This is a genomic window from Aerococcus kribbianus, from assembly GCF_026805545.1.
GTDB lineage: Bacteria > Bacillota > Bacilli > Lactobacillales > Aerococcaceae > Aerococcus > Aerococcus kribbianus.
Map to the genome: position 1 here is coordinate 976,056 of NZ_JAPRFR010000001.1, position 18,110 is coordinate 994,165.

The 18,110-nt window shown below is 38.0% G+C and carries 14 protein-coding genes, 1 tRNA gene and 1 other annotated feature; of the genes, 6 read left to right on the forward strand and 9 right to left on the reverse strand.

The genetic code is table 11. The annotated features are described in order from the left end of the window. Positions 1-69 precede the first annotated feature (69 nt). From cdaA to OW157_RS04580, 4 genes are all read left to right on the forward strand, one after another. Positions 70-915 carry a diadenylate cyclase CdaA gene (gene cdaA / locus OW157_RS04565; protein ID WP_268752151.1) on the forward strand — a complete coding sequence of 282 codons (846 nt, stop codon included), beginning with the start codon at positions 70-72 and terminating at the stop codon, positions 913-915. Then, positions 908-2,191, forward strand: a complete 1,284-nt coding sequence (locus OW157_RS04570; protein WP_268752152.1) for a CdaR family protein — start codon at positions 908-910, stop codon at positions 2,189-2,191. Before cdaA ends, OW157_RS04570 begins: the two co-directional genes overlap by 8 nt. 38 nt (positions 2,192-2,229) lie before the next feature. Next, complete coding sequence (gene glmM / locus OW157_RS04575) at positions 2,230-3,591, forward strand: phosphoglucosamine mutase (protein WP_268752153.1); 1,362 nt, start codon at positions 2,230-2,232, stop codon at positions 3,589-3,591. A gap of 240 nt (positions 3,592-3,831) precedes the next feature. Next, positions 3,832-4,076, forward strand: a binding site (T-box leader). A gap of 55 nt (positions 4,077-4,131) precedes the next feature. Next, complete coding sequence (locus OW157_RS04580; RefSeq protein ID WP_268752154.1) at positions 4,132-5,775, forward strand: peptide ABC transporter substrate-binding protein; 1,644 nt, start codon at positions 4,132-4,134, stop codon at positions 5,773-5,775. 138 nt (positions 5,776-5,913) lie between these two features. Here OW157_RS04580 and OW157_RS04585 read toward each other — a convergent pair whose 3' ends face one another. From OW157_RS04585 to OW157_RS04595, 3 genes are all read right to left on the reverse strand, one after another. Then, on the reverse strand, positions 5,914-6,885 hold the full coding sequence (locus OW157_RS04585; protein ID WP_268752155.1) for an immunity protein Imm33 domain-containing protein: 972 nt from the start codon (positions 6,883-6,885) through the stop codon (positions 5,914-5,916). Positions 6,886-6,987: 102 nt separating this feature from the next. After that, a complete protein-coding gene (locus tag OW157_RS04590; RefSeq protein ID WP_268752156.1) occupies positions 6,988-7,479 on the reverse strand; it encodes a threonine/serine exporter family protein in 492 nt (163 codons plus the stop codon). Further along, positions 7,476-8,252 (reverse strand): threonine/serine exporter family protein, encoded by a 777-nt coding sequence (locus OW157_RS04595; RefSeq protein ID WP_268752157.1) that lies wholly within the window; start codon positions 8,250-8,252, stop codon positions 7,476-7,478. The genes OW157_RS04590 and OW157_RS04595 overlap by 4 nt, the downstream gene beginning before the upstream one ends. A gap of 158 nt (positions 8,253-8,410) precedes the next feature. Between OW157_RS04595 and OW157_RS04600 the strand changes: the two genes are divergently transcribed. Further along, positions 8,411-9,046: a deoxynucleoside kinase gene (locus tag OW157_RS04600; protein ID WP_326938041.1), complete on the forward strand. Its 636-nt coding sequence runs from the start codon at positions 8,411-8,413 to the stop codon at positions 9,044-9,046. A 147-nt stretch (positions 9,047-9,193) separates the two neighbouring features. Here the strand turns inward: OW157_RS04600 and hutG are convergent, their stop codons facing one another. Then, complete coding sequence (hutG, locus tag OW157_RS04605) at positions 9,194-10,189, reverse strand: formimidoylglutamase (RefSeq protein WP_326938036.1); 996 nt, start codon at positions 10,187-10,189, stop codon at positions 9,194-9,196. A gap of 219 nt (positions 10,190-10,408) precedes the next feature. On the opposite strand from hutG, the gene OW157_RS04610 reads away from it, so the two are divergent. Beyond that, a complete protein-coding gene (locus OW157_RS04610; RefSeq protein ID WP_268752159.1) occupies positions 10,409-11,083 on the forward strand; it encodes a flavin reductase family protein in 675 nt (224 codons plus the stop codon). A gap of 53 nt (positions 11,084-11,136) precedes the next feature. Here OW157_RS04610 and OW157_RS04615 read toward each other — a convergent pair whose 3' ends face one another. The 5 genes from OW157_RS04615 to OW157_RS04635 form a co-directional block, all read right to left on the reverse strand. Continuing rightward, on the reverse strand, positions 11,137-11,433 hold the full coding sequence (locus tag OW157_RS04615; RefSeq protein WP_268752160.1) for a hypothetical protein: 297 nt from the start codon (positions 11,431-11,433) through the stop codon (positions 11,137-11,139). Between the two features lie 238 nt (positions 11,434-11,671). Beyond that, positions 11,672-11,744 (reverse strand) — tRNA-Lys (locus OW157_RS04620). 130 nt (positions 11,745-11,874) lie between these two features. After that, entirely contained in the window at positions 11,875-13,254 is a 1,380-nt protein-coding gene (gene dnaB / locus OW157_RS04625) for a replicative DNA helicase (RefSeq protein ID WP_268752161.1), read from the reverse strand. Between the two features lie 111 nt (positions 13,255-13,365). Continuing rightward, positions 13,366-13,818, reverse strand: coding sequence for a 50S ribosomal protein L9 (gene rplI / locus OW157_RS04630; protein ID WP_268752162.1), 453 nt, complete (start codon positions 13,816-13,818; stop codon positions 13,366-13,368). Beyond that, positions 13,819-15,843 carry a DHH family phosphoesterase gene (locus tag OW157_RS04635; protein WP_268752163.1) on the reverse strand — a complete coding sequence of 675 codons (2,025 nt, stop codon included), beginning with the start codon at positions 15,841-15,843 and terminating at the stop codon, positions 13,819-13,821. It abuts the gene before it with no gap. Positions 15,844-18,110: the final 2,267 nt, after the last annotated feature.

Sequence of the window (18,110 nt, forward strand, 5' to 3'; positions counted from 1 at the left end):
TTCTCATTACTGACCTCTCACTATATGCTATAATAGTAGAGAACGACAATTTTAACAAGGAGGTAGCATATGGACTTTGATTGGACAGGGCTTCTGTCCTGGCAGGGGCTCGCAAACTTAATCGATATCCTTATTGTATGGTTTCTGATTTTTCAATTATTGCGAATCGCACGTAAATCACGAGCCATCAATATTTTAAATGGTGTTCTATTCATCTTATTAATCAAAATCATTTCTACTGTCTTCCATTTAGAGACAATCGACTGGATTATGGACTCTATCATTCGTTGGTCAGTAGTAGGGGTCTTAATTATTTTTCAACCAGAAATTCGTCGCGGTTTGGAGCACCTCGGCCAGCAGGTATTTATTGGTAATAAACAAAACAAATATTCCAACCCTAGCGAGAAAATGGTGGGTGAAATCATCGATGCCTGTAAGTATATGGGCAAGCGACGGATTGGAGCTTTGATTTCTATTCAGAAAAATCAACCGCTCGATGACTATGCCGCCACCGGAATCAGCATGGATTCTAAAATTTCTTCCCAATTGCTAATCAATATTTTTATTCCTAATACGCCACTACATGATGGGGCAGTCATTATCCAAGACTTACGCATTTCTTCTGCCGCTTCCTACCTCCCCTTGTCAGAGAATCCCAATATTCCTAAAGAACTAGGGACTCGTCACCGGGCAGCAGTAGGTTTGAGTGAAGCATCCGACTCATTGACGGTCGTTGTATCAGAAGAAACTGGCAATATCTCAATTGCTGAACATGGGGAAATCACCCGTGACTTAAATGAAGATGAACTTTATCACATCCTAAGTGATAATTTCATCGTATCTGATGATAATGATAACAATTTCTTTACGAATCTCTTCCAAACCACTTCCGGGGAGGGCGATGACAATGAATAAATTTTATGACAACAAAATTGTAATGGCCGTCCTATCATTGATTTTGGCCTTAGTTTTATTTGTCTTCGTTAAAACAGAACGATCAAATCAAAGTCCCTTGCAACTCTTCCAAAATGTTAGCGAGTTATCAACTGAGACTGTTTCCAATGTCCCTGTCCATATTGAAGGTGACGTGGATAATTATTATGTTACTGGCTTACCGGAATCAGTGACCGTAAAGTTAACCGGACCTAGCAATGTTATTAACCAAACCTTAGAGAGTCAAGATTTCAAAGTGGTCACTGAGGACCTATCCAACCTAGAAGAAGGAAACCATTATATTCAATTACAGATGCGCAATGTTTCCGATAACATCTCTTATGAGATTTCTCCTTCTAGTGTCAATATTACGCTAGACCCGCTCTATACCGAAACTTTCCCGGTAACAATCAATATCAATAATCAAGATGCTGTAGCAGCAGGCTATGAGGTCATCCAATCAAGTGCGGAACCTGCAGAAGTCACTGTTTCTGGCTCTCAAGCGACGATTGAGCAAATCGCCCATGTCTATGCTAATGTTTCTCTGCCAGATAATATCAGCGAAAACTATAGCCAAACTTCAACAATCATTGTTGAAGATGAAGACGGTAATATTTTAAATGCCAATACTAATCCTAGCGAAGTGCAATCTACAGTAGAAATTGGGGAAGCAGGTTATGAGGTTCCCGTTAAAATTAATCTTAGCAATCAATCCGATGATTTCACCTATAATGTTGAAAATCTGGGTTCATCTACTGTACAATTGATTGGTGTGTCAAACGACACCCCAACCGTCAATGAAGTAAGCGGAACAGTTGATGTTTCTGACGTCACTGAAAGTACGGTCCTTACCGTCCCACTAGAAGTGCCTGATGGGGTCCAATCCATTAACCCACAATCCATCCGGGTTCGGATTACCCCACAAAGCAATTCAAACAATTCATCCAATGCTGATGAAGAAAGTGCGAACAGTAACGAGGCCAATTCGAATAATACAAATAATGATAACAACAACCAAGGAGCGACTACCGAATCGGGGGAGACTAGTGCTGGTTCACCCAACCAAAATCAAGCAAGCAATACAAGCTCACAAAACAGTGAGCCAGCCAACTCAACTACTGACAACCCTGAAGCTCAAGAAAGATCTGAAGTTAGTGAAGCAAATCATCCAGAACAAGACAGTCAATCCATGCTTCCACAGAGTTTTAGCCGATTATTCACTCGTCCGTTACGTTATTTCCAACAATTTCTAAGTTAATGTTTAAAGCAATACAACTTAAATGAAGGAGTTTAATTATGAGAAAATATTTTGGTACTGATGGCGTTAGAGGCCAAGCAAATAGTGAGTTAAGTCCTGAACTAGCCTTTAAATTAGGCCGTTTTGGTGGCCATGTATTAATGAAGCATGCCCCTGATATTGAACACCCACGTGTCTTAGTGGCTCGTGATACCCGTATTTCTGGTCAGTTATTAGAACATGCCTTAATCTCTGGTCTCTTATCTGTTGGTGTAGAAGTCCTACACTTGGGAGTCATCCCTACACCAGCCGTAGCTTATCTTACGCGAACCACTGGTGCCACTGCGGGTGTAATGATTTCAGCTAGCCATAACCCTGCCCCAGACAATGGCATTAAATTCTTTGGCTCTGATGGTTTTAAACTTTCTGACCAACAAGAAGAAGAAATCGAAGCCTATCTTGACCGTGAAGATGATTTGGAACGTCCAAGCGCTCAAGGTTTAGGTGTCATGATTGATTATCCTGAAGGGGCCGGTAAGTACATGGAATTCTTACGGTCAACGATTTCTAATAGCTTAGAAGGCCTCAATGTCGCTGTGGATGCTGCTAATGGCGCTACCTCTCCGCTTGTCTCACGGCTCTTTGCTGACTTAGAGACCGACTTTACCACTATTGGTAGCAATCCTGACGGGATTAACATCAATGATGGTGTAGGGTCTACCCATCCTGAAAACCTAGCCCAACACGTCATTGATTCGGGAGCAGATGTTGGATTAGCCTTTGATGGTGATGGTGACCGGTGTATTGCTATCGATGAAAAAGGAAATATCGTCGACGGCGACCACATTATGTTTATCTGCGCGAAATACCTTAATGAGCGTGGTAAATTAGATAATAATACAGTTGTTTCAACTGTAATGTCTAACCTTGGTTTCCATAAAGCCATCGAAGCCAACGACATGCATGCGCCACAAACTAAGGTGGGCGACCGTTATGTGGTAGAAGAAATGCGTAAAAACGGCCATATCCTAGGTGGAGAACAATCTGGTCATATTGTCTTTATGAAACATAATACCACTGGTGATGGGCTCTTAACCGGTATTCAATTGCTTAATGTGATGAAGCAAACTGGGCGTAGCTTATCCGAATTAGCGAGCGAAATGCAAACTTACCCTCAAGAACTTGTCAATGTTAAAGTAAGCAAAGAAGGTAAGGAAGCAGCAATGTCTTCTCCAACAGTCAAAGCAGTAATTGCTGATGTCGAAGAAGAAATGGCTGGTGAAGGTCGCATTCTTGTTCGTCCTAGTGGTACTGAAAATCTATTACGAGTTATGGTAGAAGCTAGCACTGATCAAGAAGCTCTTGATTACGCGAATAAGATTGCTGACCAAGTTCGCCAAGAATACGGTGTCGAAGACTAAAAAGCGAACACCAATGATCGCTAACAAGGAAATAACAGTAAAAAGACTGGTCTTAAATACTTGAACCAGTCTTTTTTGTGCCTTTTGCCAGCCTAGAAATGCCTTGAAGCCAGGATTGTTGCTTAGAATTACTGAATAGCAATTCTTTTTTCATTAGCTATAGTTTATAACTATGATACGTCATACTTTATAGGTATTTCCACCTTCTAAACTTATTCTCTATAATATGGCTATAAATTCGTTAAAACAGTGAAGAGTAGAGTAGTTGATAAATTAGGATTGCCCAGAGAGCTTCAGTCGCTGAGAAGAAGCCAATCTTAAATCAATGAAAATGAGCTCAGAGTTGCTCAGTCGTTCAAGTGACTAAGTCGGTTAGTATCCGTTATCTTACCCTTGTTATAATCTACTATATATTGACAAGTAAAGTGTCCCCTTGCTTTTGCAAGGAGGAATTAGGGTGGTACCGCGAGTGATTCGTCCCTTTGGCTATTTAGCCAAGGGGACTTTTTTTAACGAAACAATTAATTTAGGAGGGTTTATATGAAGAAATTTTATCGGATCACAGGATTAATAACCACATTATCACTCATTTTAGTAGCGTGCGGTAATGGTGATAATGGTGAACAAAATAGCCAAGCCACTACCCAGTCATCAAATGACCAAGAGGAAGTGGTTAACTGGGTAGTAGGGACAGAATTATCTAGCTTAGACACTAGCGTTCTCAACCAGATTGACACATCCAATGTAGCCTCTCACCTTCAAGAAGGCTTATATTGGGAAGATAAAAATAATGAAGTCCACCCTGCCTTAGCAGAAGACCTGCCCCAAATCTCTGATGACCAATTGACTTATACGATTAAAGTCAAAAAAGGGGCCAAATGGTCTAATGGTGACCCTATCACGGCCCATGATTTCGTCTACGGTATCCAACGTTTGGTTGACCCAGAAACGGGGTCAGGCCATGCCTACTTAGCACGGCCCATTGAAAATGTCCCTGAAATTCAAGCCGGAGAAAAATCACCAGAAGAAGTAGGCTTTAAAGCGCTAGATGACTATACTATTGAGGTTCATTTAACCCAACCAATGCCTCACCTATTAAATATGTTAGGTTACACCCCTTTTTATCCATTGAACAAAGACTTTGTTAAGAAACAAGGGGAAGCATTTGGAACCAATTCAGACACGGTTATTTCTAGCGGTCCTTATGTTATCCAAGATTGGGATGGCACCAATCAAGAATGGACCTTAGTCAAGAATGACAAGTATTTTAATGCGGATAAGATCGATATCGAAAAAATCCACACCCAAGTCATTAAGGAAGTTGCTACTGGCGTTAATCTCTTTGAAGCAGGTGAAGTTGATAATGCACCAATTTCTGGTGAATTAGCCCAACAATATGTAGACCACCCCGAAGCCAAGTCCACACCACGCGGTGCTGTCTACTTCCTTAATTTCAACCATAAAAATAACGCCTTACAAAACCATGACTTACGCCTAGCCATTGATTACGCCATTGACAACCAAACTGTAGTAGACCAAATTATTGCCAACAGATCGCAAGCGACAGCTTCCTTAGTTCCTAAGGATATTGCTAATAATCCAAAAACTGGCCAAGAATTTGTCGAAGATAGTGATCTTGATCCTCGTGTTAGCACTGACCAAGCCCAATCCCACTGGAAAAAAGCTCAAGCAGAATTAGGTGATGAAGTTAATTTAACCCTCTTAGTCGGTGACTCTGAGGGGACAAAACGCCTAGCTGAATATATCCAAGGGCAACTTCAAAACAACTTACCCGGCTTAAAGGTAAACATTAATGTCCAACCAGGTAAGTCTGCACTAGAAGCAAAGTCCAAAGGGAACTATGATCTTGCCCTATCTGGTTGGGTTCCTGGCTATGCTTCACCGTCAAACTTATTGGAACTCTTACAATCTGATAGTGATAACAACGACTCCTACTACAGTAACAATGAATACGATGAACTAGTCAATAAAGCCATTAATTCAATTGATGACCAAGAACGCTATGACTATGAGCTCCAAGCCAACCAATTAGCCTATGAAGATGTTGCCATTTTACCTCTCTACCAATCATCTGACTTGGAGTTATTCAATAGTCGCATCAAGGACCTCACCGAACGTCCGGTTGGAAATGAATATGACTTCAGAACGGCCCATATCGATTAAATCATTTTAACTCTCTATTCTGCTAACTCTCTTTTTTGCTTATTCAATTTAATGATAAGATAAGCCGTTCTGCCTAGAAAAAAAGCACAATCCCATGGCCATTGGTTCACTGGGATCGTGCTTTTATTAAAATAATGCCTAATCTGTATAATGATCAATCAAGTGACTAAACTGTTCTTTGATTAAGGCAGTGTTATTTTGCCAGTACCATTCATACATAGCTCGTCCATAACGAATAATTTGAATTTCCGCCAAATATTTAGGATTATCGCGACGGTTTTCATAACTTTCAATATATAGCTTGGTTTTTTCTTGGGACACTTGATAAGCCTGGTAAAAGGTATTCACAATAAGATTACGGCGTGTAGCCCATTCTAAAGGGACCTCAATATTACGAATCCCCAAATAGCCTAATAGCAAACCAGTGATAACATATAATTCATTATTATCTGGTTGGCCTTTGAGTTCAGACTGCCATAGCTTTAATACCCCTTCAACTTCTTCCTTAGCATCTGCTAAGAGTTTCAGCTCAGCCCCTGATAGGGTCACTGTATCATCAATCGAAGGAATATAAGTATGCTTAGAGGCTTGGTCTCGTTTATTGTCTAAGTCTTTTGCTTCAGCTGTTTCCTCAGTATCTTCTTTAGCTTTTTTCTTTGTCGGCTTAATTTCGGGTACTCGTGCAATTAAGACTTTTTCTTGTTTGCCACTTACCTTAGGCGGTTTATACTGAGGAAAATGCGCCTTAAAGACTTCAGAATCACTAGGAATACGGTCTAAACTAGAAGCTAATTCAACCTTATCGAAGCTATCATTATAAACAAAATGTTTATTATCCACCTGGCTAAAGAATTGAAAATCAGCGCCAATAGGATACCAATAAATACCTGCTACCATGGGTTCAATTTCAAAAATTTCATTTAAGCTCACCATCAGCATTCGCTCTTCAGGCAAGATAGTTAAATCAGTATCCTTGTCAGATAAGAAACGCCAACCACTATCACTAGGCATTAAAGGTTTTTCACGCCAAGCCCATAATATATGGCCATCTTCTTCTAATAACTTTCGCGAAGCCAAACAGTTGCCCGGATTCGGTATCAGTTCTTCCATACAAGTCCTCCATTAGCCTAAGTCGAGACAACCAAGTCTCTTAGGCTCATTCAATTAAACGGCCCCAATTCGAAGCCAAAAATGTCTCTTTTTCATTATAACCTACTTTTCACTAGGTTTGCGAAAAATTAAGCGACGATTTTTACGTACAAATTTGGGGCGTTTATTATTATAAATAACATTCACAAAACTATCGACGGTAAAAACAGCTAGGGCAATCGATAAGGCAATAAACATAGTCGTTCCGAGTTCGCGCATCCCAGTAGTCGTTTCAGCCTGGATAAAAGCCAAGGCTGTCCGATACATTCCTCCTCCTGGTACCAAGGTAAAGAAACCTGGCAAGAAGAAGACCGTTACAGGTTCACGGTAACGACGCGCAAAAACATGCGACATAATCGCTATAACCAAGCTACTAATATATGTAGATACCGGTAAACTCCACTGCAAGTAATCCACCGCGATTAGATAAACCAACCAACCGACCACATCAATCACAGGAATACGGAAACGTAAGTTAGCTGGCGCCTCCAAGAAGATACAACAACAATACCCAACAAAGTAAGCTCCGATTAATTGAAAAATCAACCCAATCATATGAGCACCCCCGTAATAAAGGACAAGCCGACTGCTGCACCAAGAGCAATCATCAAGGCTTCAAGAAAAGCTTCCACCGCTCGGGCGCCCCCAGCCAGATAGTCTTCCCGGAAAATATCCCGGAAGGAGTTGGTGATAGCCGTTCCAGGAACCATAGGCATCAAGGTCGCCACAATCACCGTGTCGGTATCTAAACCAGGGAAGATGAATTCCCGCAAGACATAGGCCACAATAGTAACCACAAAGGCTTGGAAGACATTCGATAGACCAGAATTAATATAATAGTGGCTAGTCAAACGAATTAACAAGGCCAGGATTACCCCATTGATGGCAGTCGCCCCAAATTCATGGATTCCACCACCAAACAAGACCGAGAAGGCTACCGTTAATCCCCAAGTTCCAATACTCTTCTTCAAGGCATTAAATTGGTCCCCTTGTCCCTGGACTTCTAATAATTTTTGATAGGCCTGGTCAATGTTAATTTGATCAGAAGTCAATTGACGTGAAATATTATTCACCTGGGTAATTTTATTTAAATTAGTCGATTTTTGATTGATCCGTTTAATCCCAGTGAAACTACCGTCCGTAAAGGAAGGGTCATCTAAAGTTGCATACAAAGAAGTTGAAAAAGAAACCGCCACTGCATAGGCTGCTCTAGAAGAGGTTAAAATTCGGTTCATAGTGTCCTCTACCCGGTAAGATTCAGCATTAGACTCAGTCATAATCTTACCTGCCAAGAGAGCCGTTTCTAACATTTTTTTATGTTGGTTCATAAGGCCACCTTCCTTCATGATATACTCTATAGTATTGTAACACACAAAAAGTAATCGTCACTGACATGTCGTGTTTTATTTCAAAAGATTTTTCTCAAGGCATTTATTGCTTCTAACTTGTGATATAATCAAAGGCGACGATAAAAAAGGAGGAAGATATTGTGATTGTTTTAGCGGGTATGATTGGAGCCGGCAAGACGACTTATGCCGAAAAAATTGCCGACCACCTCAATAGCCAAATCTTCTATGAGAGCGTAGACGACAACCCTATCCTCAATGACTACTATCAAAATCCCAAGAAATATGCCTTCGCCCTACAAATTCATTTCCTAAACACACGTTTCCAAAGCATTAAAGCCGCCTACCATGATGATTCTAATGTCTTAGACCGCTCTATCTATGAAGATATCCTCTTCACCCAGGTAAATGTCGATAACGGTAATATTAGTCAAGAAGAATTTGCTATCTATCTTGATTTACTGGCCAATATGATGGAAGAACTCGATAACCTCCCTCAAAAGGCACCAAAACTATTAGTCTACCTCAGTGGCTCGTTTGACCATATCCTCAAAAAAATTCAATACCGTGGTCGTCCTTATGAACAAACAGATGGTAATGACTACCTTTACCAATATTACCAACAACTTTTCAGCAAATATGATGACTGGTTTGACAACTATAACTATAGTCCCAAACTCAAACTAAACATTGAAGACTATGACTTAGTCAACCAACCGGAAGATTTAGCTGCGATGTTAAATAAAATTGATACCAAACTAAATGAAATTGAATAAAAAACTCAAAAAGCGGCTGGAGCTTGTCCCAGCCGCTTTGTTTTATAGAAATAGCCATCTTGGGTCCAACGCTTCAGTCCTACCGCTTTTCATCACACCCTAATTTTCAAGAGCTCGGGCTTCCCACATTTTTCCGCACCTTATCTTTTAATCAACATTAGTATTGGCAATGATCCGAGTCAAGTAGAATATAAAGGTAGCCGCCAAGTTGGCAGTGTGGTGGTCAATGTCGTGAGAAGGCGAGGTTTCCACCACATCAAAGCCGAGTAGCTTACCGCTAGCAGCCAAATGTTCCAATAGAGCTAAGGTTAATTGTGGACTGTTACCCAAGGATTGGATAGCAGAAACCCCAGGGGCAAAGGCTGAATTAAAGGAATCCATATCAATTGTTAGGTAAATTTTTTCCATGTCGGCAGTGAACTCATCAACCATTTCGCGAATCTTATCGTAAGGCATTTTATACATTTCTTGTGACGTAAGAAAATCAATATTATCCGTTTTAGCCACAAAATCAAAAAGATTTAAATTATTCGAATGCTCTTGAATGCCCAAAACTAAATATTTAAAATACTCACCACGGTCATGGTTCAAATCATGCATTTGTCTAAAACCAGTTCCTGAGTTAGGACCAGATTTATAGTAAGGTCTAAGGTCAAAATGCACGTCAAAATTAACGACACCCAAACGTGAAACATCTTTACGCGTGCCATGTTTCAAGCCAACATAATGACCAAAAGCCGTTTCATGGCCTCCACCAATCACAATAGGGAAGAGATTCAACTGTAACATCCGCTCAATAGCATAAGATAAACTCTCTTGTAATTGTTCCATGGTCCGGTTAGGGCCATCAATATCACCAACATCATACACCTCAATGTCGCGACCCAAATGCCAAGGCATTTTAGCAAGTTGATGGCGAATTTCTCTAGGTCCTTCTACTGCCCCAGGACGACCATTATTAATATAGACCCCCTTGTCACTCTTAAAACCAATGAGTCCAAATTGTAAAGTGTCAAAAGCGGGTAAACTGTCATCATTCAAGTCTAATAGTTGAATCTTATTGCCCCACTTGGCTGTATATAAATCTTTGTCTGATGCTTGCAAATAAGAATATGGTCGTGCTACCCGATAATCTTGTAACATAATCTCTTCCTTTCTTATTGTGTTTCTCTAATTCCATTATAGTACTAGCTTCAACTAAAGTTCAATTCACATCTAATGGCATTGAATGATTCATTATTTGAATTGTCAATCTTTTGTGAATTATTAAACATTTTTCTATGATTTAGCTTGTTATTAATTTTTAACTTGTGCTATAATTAAACCAACACTATAAGAAAACGCTTTCTGGAGGAGGATATTATGTTTTACGAACCAAAAAACGACGACCATGGCTTACCGCATAGCCCATTTAAGTCATCTACTGTTCCACGAGTTATTGGTTGGATTTCAACCAAGAACGAGGACGGAACGGACAATATTGCCCCTTACAGTCAATTCACTAACCTTACCTATGATCCACCAATGGTTATCTTCTCAGCTAACCAACATCCAGTAACAGGTGGTCCTAAAACAACCGTTCAAAATATCGAACGGACTGGTGAATTTGTTTATAACCTAGTTCCTGGCGACTTGGCCGAAGAAATGAATAAATCATCAATCGCCATGTTACCAGATGGAGTCAAGGACAAATTCGAATACAGTGGCCTTGAACGAGAACAAGCCAACTTAGTTGATGTTGCTATGGTAAAAGGCGCCCCAATCAAATACGAAATCAAGTATATGCAAACCACTCACCTACCAGCTAATGGTAAAATTGCTCCAATCGATGTTATTTTCGGTGAAGTTATTGGGGTCCATGTTGATGACAAATTTATCATGGACGATGGTAAAATCGACATTGTCGGTATCCAACCCGTTGCCCGCCTAGGTTATTATGACTTCACTAAGGTGAACAATAGTTTTGAAATGAAACCACCTCAAATTGATCCTAAATATCAAGAATTAGTGGATAAAGGACTAGAAGGCAAAGTTTAATCAAATATAAAAACGGCTGGGATTTTTCCTAGCCGTTTTTTTATTACCATTACTTAGGTCAGCAAGGTAATCAGAAGTGAGCCAACAAGAAATAAGGCAATTAAAGCCAGCAAACAACCACCACAACTAAATGAGCAAAAGCGAAACGCATTAAAATATTGTTCACTCTTCTTCTCACTACTTGCTTCACGCACATGATTTATACGATTCGCGAAGTGCTTCTGATAAGCTGCGTGGTCTTCATAGTCTAAACGACAGCCACAATAGGGACAGGCAAATAACTCTGGTAATAAATAAAATTGTTCTCCACATTCTGGACATATAAATAGAATTTTATTTTCTTCAGCCATAGAACCACCTTAACTAAACTTTAAACCAATAATAACTAATAAAAATTAGCATAGCAAGAAAACTTAGTATCTAACAATATAAAATTCTATTTCTAAAAATATTTTTTAAATCTAATATTAGCTAAATTTATGCAAGATTAGAGTCATCTCGGTACTTTTATCGGTACCTTTTTAAACAGAATAAAAAACTTGTTAGACCAACGTTATAAAAACGCTGATATAACAAGCTTTCTAGCTATGGACCCTGAGGGGCTCGAACCCTCGACCCACGGATTAAGAGTCCGTTGCTCTACCAACTGAGCTAAAAGTCCAAAAAGTCAATAAATAAATATTACTCCTATCTGAATAGAATTTCAAGCCTTTTTAACTAAAAAATTAAAAAATACTAGAAGATTCTCCTAACTAAACGCCATTTTAACAGAGAATTTTCTAGTATTTTTATTAAGCAAACATATTCTCATCTTCTCGGAAGGAAACTGAGGAGAATTTATTGAATTCTTTGGTAAAAATTAGTTTCACTGTCCCCCGAGCACCAGCCCGGTTTTTCTCAATAATTACTTCAACAATATTATTGTCTGCTTCTGGTCCAGCTTCTTCACCATCCTCACTACGATAATAATCCTCACGATAAAGGAAGGCTACGATATCCGCATCTTGTTCGATGGAACCAGACTCCCGAATATCACTAAGAACCGGCCGTTTGTCTTGTCGTTGTTCCACTCCCCGTGATAATTGAGACAGGGCAATTACTGGAACTTCTAATTCCTTGGCTAATTTTTTCAATTGCCGCGATATTTCTGATACCTCTTGTTGACGGTTCTCATTACGACGACCAGATCCCTCAATTAATTGTAGGTAGTCAATCACAATAAGGTCTAATTGGCCTTGTTCTTTTTGTAAACGACGGGCTTTCGCTCTAATTTCTGCCACCCTAATTCCTGGGGTATCATCAATAAAGATATTAGAATCTCCTAGAGCTCCCATGGCCACTACTAAGTCTGACCACTCTTGATCTTGCAATTGGCCTGTCCGTAGACGGCTCGCATCAATACTTCCTTCAGCACATAACATCCGATTCACTAGGGATTCTGCACTCATTTCAAGTGAAAAAATTGCCACCGTAGCCTCTTGTTTAGTGGCTACATTCTGAGCGATATTTAAGGCAAAGGCCGTCTTACCAACAGCTGGGCGGGCCGCCAAAATAATTAGTTGGTCCTTTTGCAAGCCGGCTGTCATATGGTCAAGGTCGGTATAACCAGTAGCTAAACCAGTTACATCACTTTGTCCTTGCGACAAGCGCTCAATTTCTCCGATATTAGCCATAACAATATCTTGAATATGTTTAAAGCCAGCACGATTTCTTTGTTCGGATACACCTAAAATACTTCTTTCGGCAGAGTCAAGGATTGCCATTACGTCATCCTGCTCTTCATAAGAGTCACGAGCTATCTCATTAGAGGCATGGATTAATTTTCGTAATAGCGATTTTTCTTCAACAATCTTGGCGTAGTATTCTGCGTTGGCTGCAGTGGGCGTTTTTTCGGCTAATTCATAAATATAGTCTGCTCCACCGGCATTATCTAACATCTCGCGATTATGCAAGGTTTCCGTTACCGTAATAACATCAATGGCTTCATCATTATTATATAGACTAACCATCGCATCAAAAATCAACTGGTGGCTTCGTTTATAAAAATCAGCAGGCGTTAATAATCCCATCACTTGGACAAAGACATCAACGTCCAATAATACGGACCCCAGAACTGCCTGCTCAGCTTCGACACTCTGAGGTGGGATGCGTTCAATTAATTGATCTTCCACCTTGTCACCTCATTTCAACTCTCTTCATTATACAAAAAAACCAGCCCGATTGGAAACTCTGGCTTCCTTTAATGGACTAGTTTTCTTGCAATCTGTGCTAGTTTCTAATCACTATTCTTCAACGATATGAACACGGATGGTTGCAGTGACGTCATGGTGAAGTTTTACAGGGACATTCGCGTAACCAAATGACCGTAATGGCTCATCAAGTTCGATTTTTCGCTTATCTAGCTTGATATCATATTGCTTTTGTAGGCCTTGTGCAATTTGTTTTGAAGGCACAGAACCAAATAAACGACCATCTTCGCCACCCTTGGCTTTAATTTCAACCACTGTTGCTTCATCCTCAAGGGTTGCTTTTAATTCTTTGGCTTCAGCTAATTCTTCAGCAGCCACTTTCTTTTCTTTATTTTTCTTACCTTTAAGTTCACTCAAGGCAGATTTAGTAGCTTCTTTGGCCTTTCCATTTTTTAGTAAGAAGTTTTGGGCGTAACCTGTAGAAACATCCTTCACTTCGCCTTTTTTACCTTGGCCTTTAACGTCTTCTAGAAATATAACTTTCATCTAAGAATCCTCCTTATTACGTTCTAATAATATGTCTTTTAACTGCTGAACAGCTTCAGACACTGTGACATCAGAAATTTGTGTAGCGGCATTAGATAAATGACCACCACCGCCTAATTGTTCCATGATTGTTTGAACATTGACATTTCCCAAACTTCGGGCAGAGATGCCCACTCGTTTATCGGAACGGAGAAAAACAACAAATGATGCATCAATATTACGCATGGATAAGAGCGTATCTGCGGCTTGGGCAGCTGTCACTGTATCATAAGTCAGCTTATCTTCACCATAAGCAATTCCCATATTAGGTTCAATAAATTCCACTTGTTCCACTAAATGATTCCGTTTAATATAGTCCGATAAGTCTTCTTTCAATAAGTGTTGAATCAAGAGTGAATCTGCACCCACTGATTTCAAATAAGAAGCTGCATCGAAGGTCCGCGATCCAGTTCGTAGAGAAAAGTTCCGGGAATCGACGATAATACCTGCTAACATGGTTGTTGCTTCAATCCGGTTAATCTGGCGCGCATTTTGATCTTGGTATTCGAAAAATTCCGTAATCAACTCGCAAGCCGAAGAAGCATAAGGCTCAATGTATTCCAAGAGCACATTTTCAGGCACTTCTTCTCCTTTACGATGGTGGTCAATAATTATAATATTATTAAACTTATCAATCAAATCAGGGGCGATGGTAATCGATGGTTTGTGGACATCCACAACAAACAAGAAGGAATCATCCTGAATCATATCTTCGGCTTGTTTAGGTGAAATAATCGCTTCAGAAATGGTATCGTCTTTACGCAGCTCCACTAAGAGTCGTTCGATATCGGAATTAATCCGACTTTCATCCAAAATAATATAACATGTTTGACCATTCATTTCCGCAATCCGACGAATCCCTAACGATGCCCCCACAGCGTCCATGTCCGGATAATCATGTCCCATAACAAAGAATGAATCATTATTTGTAAAGATAGTTGAGATGGTATTAGCAATTTGCCGTGACCGCACGTGGGTCCGTTTTTCCATAGGATTTGTTTTTCCACCATAATAACGGGCTTTATTAGAACGCGTTTTAATAACTACCTGGTCACCACCCCGACTCAAGGCTAAATCAAGATTTGCTTGAGAAAGGTCAGAAATCGCAATCAATGAGGAGTCTTCCTCTTCTTCATGATAAGACATTCCGATTGAAATCGTTAATGGGAAATTTGCTTTAGAGGTGGTTTCTCGAATCGTATCAACAATATCGAACCCATCTTCTTCCATTTTAACCATTTCACCATATGTAGTCACCAAGAGGAATTTATCATCATCCAAGCGTTTAATATAAGAATCATGGTTAAAGGCCCAATTGGATAATTTTTTCATCATAAAATTATCTATGGTAGATTTGCGACGGTCAGAAATCATGGTTGAACTTTCATCATAGTTATCGATCATGATATTTCCAATAACAATACGGTTGTTACTGGCTTCCGCAGCAATCTGTCCATAATGAGTCACATCAATAAAATACATCGCTCGTTCGTCACGCAGAGCCATAACTTGGAAGTAGGAATCTTCCCAGTAAAATTTCTTTTCTTTTAATTCTTCATGGTCACGGAACTCTTCGAATAAAGAATATAATTCTGCATCCAATTCCGCTAAGTCATTACCTATCAAATCTTTTTTAAAGAAAAATTTTTGCATGAAGGGATTCAACCATTTTACCTTGGAGCCTTCATCAAAAATAATAATTCCAATCGGCATTTTCAACAGAATTTCACTCTGAACCGTTTCGATTTTATTACCTAAATCAAGCACATAATCACGGGTATTATTATCGACTGCAAAAAAAGCAATCAACAACATAACTATGGCAAATAATAATAGGATAAATAAAACTAAGCTCAATACCGTCTGATTAGCAACAATAAAAGCTGAAACAAATAACAGTAGGAAAATTGCGATAAAAATAGGAATATATATATTCGCTTTCTTTAAAAAAGGAGGGATTAAATTTTTCATTATTTTTGAATTCATCATTAGCTCCTTTTAACTCCATAAATAGTATAACAATTTTAACACAATATTATGATATTTTAAAATAATATTAGAATATACAGAACGTATGTTCTTGAAGCGAAGACTAAATAAGTATTTTCTTAACTCTCAATAATACAGATCTAAAATGTTTCACGTGAAACATTTGTTGTTATTGTCTTGCATCATTTTATAATTAAATAAAAAACTGAAATATTATTTGTTTACCAATCATTTGCTGCACAAAATGGACTTCCACTAAAGATAGTGAATTGAGAGTAAATAGATAGAAGCGAAATTAACAACACAACAACACTATGAACAAGATAACATCATAAAATTAAACAATATCATAATTATAATCCTCCCCCTATAATAAATAAAGTAGACGACTCTTAATCATATTTTTCAATTCGTAAAATAAGAAGGCCCATTTATTAAATAGTATTAGATTTAACTATCCGAAAACACTTCACTTGCCTCATTAAAAGTAATTGAATTGTTTATTTCATTCCATCACTATTAATAAGACTTTCATTAGCTAATAAAAAGTAAAGCAAATCAAAAAGTTCCCAAGAAAGACTTCATCCCAGGCATTATATTATTAAATCTACATACACGACAGAGATCTAAAGATAAATTTTTCTAATACTATAATTACCAACTTTTTTAGTCAAGATTACTATATTATAGCTTTACTTTATTTTTATAATTAGTTTAGCATGATGTGTGTGGTTTAATTAGTATTTTTATTTTTTTAGTCCAGTGAAATTTGAGGCAAAGTGCAAAAAAGTAATTGATTGAAATAATTTACTTTATTAGTGACATATTTTTAAATAATTGTTTCACGTGAAACATTTTTATTTTGATATTTACCATTTATAATTATATTACAAGTCGGCATTTTCATAAGTTTTCTCCAGACTCTCGATCTCGATTAAAATTACACCAATAATTACTAGCAAGAGTAAAGTTGTAAACATTTAATAAGTTGATAACAAGAATGCCTACTTATTTTTTTATTAACGGTAATTTTCAAAATAACCTCGCTGTTAAGAATAAAAACATGTGCTGATACCTGTTCAAACAACTATAACTATAACAAGCAAACCCCATTTTTAGTTTCACCGGGGTTAATCATGGAAAGGATTAACAAATATTTCTTTTCTTAATTACTAAGCCAAGCAAAAAAATTATAATTAAATAAGATAATACAATCTTCCTGCCGTCTTCTTTCTTCTCTAGTAGTTCTATAAAAGGAAAGAAATTAATAGACTTATATTGATTAATTAATTGGCCAAATTTACTAAGTAAATATGAATAAGTGCTGGATAAATAACCATTCAATTCGATAGTTATCCAGGTCTTTAACTGCAAATAAAGGATTCCAACCTGCGAATTAATCTAGTAAGAAGAATATTTCTATTAAAACACTACTTATTATTTATATAGAATGAGTTCTGTACAAACTTTATCCATCTATTTGTTAGATGAAATGCAAATCTGCCTGAAAATAATACTTGTAAGGATCATTATTCACACCCACAACGAAGCAAGCAAAAATAATAAGAATAGAAGAGGAAGAGAGTATTGTTGTTATATGTTTTTCTAACTAATTATTGGAAATAAAATTATAGCTCTTCTTTTCAAAGTTCAATTGGGAAAAATTGTTACACGTGAAACATTTTTAAGGCTAATAACCAGCCTATTTATGAAATTTTTTCTAAATACAGCCAGTTATTCATTGCTTTTCATATATAATCAGTAAACTACTGCTCTTATTATAGGTTTCACCATTAGGATTGGCATCTGTAATGAAGTCTACCTTATTATTATATTACCTTACTAGCATTCAAACACTGTTATCGATTAATGTCCTTAAAGCAACCTATGTATAATCTTTTTAATTTCACAAGCCTTGTGAAATTAAAATATAAATTAGGAATAAAAGTAGGGTAGAGAAGTAAAGAGTTTTTATAAAATTTCCTGAATTAATAGGCCACTATATAAACTAAGTAAGTTCCATTCTCCCAGCTACTTCTTAACCACGTACGTACAACCAACAAATCAAATATAGCTTTTGCTTATCTCCTCTGGGATGAGATTACGTATTATACTTTTCAATACCAAATAAAACTTAGTAAGGAGAGTGACTCTCAAATGATGGGAAGTATCAATAAAAAATGTACACATGTGTAAATTCACGGTTAAACAGAACTAATGTTCTTATTTGACGAAAGTTATCAACAAAAAGAACACCTTTTCCC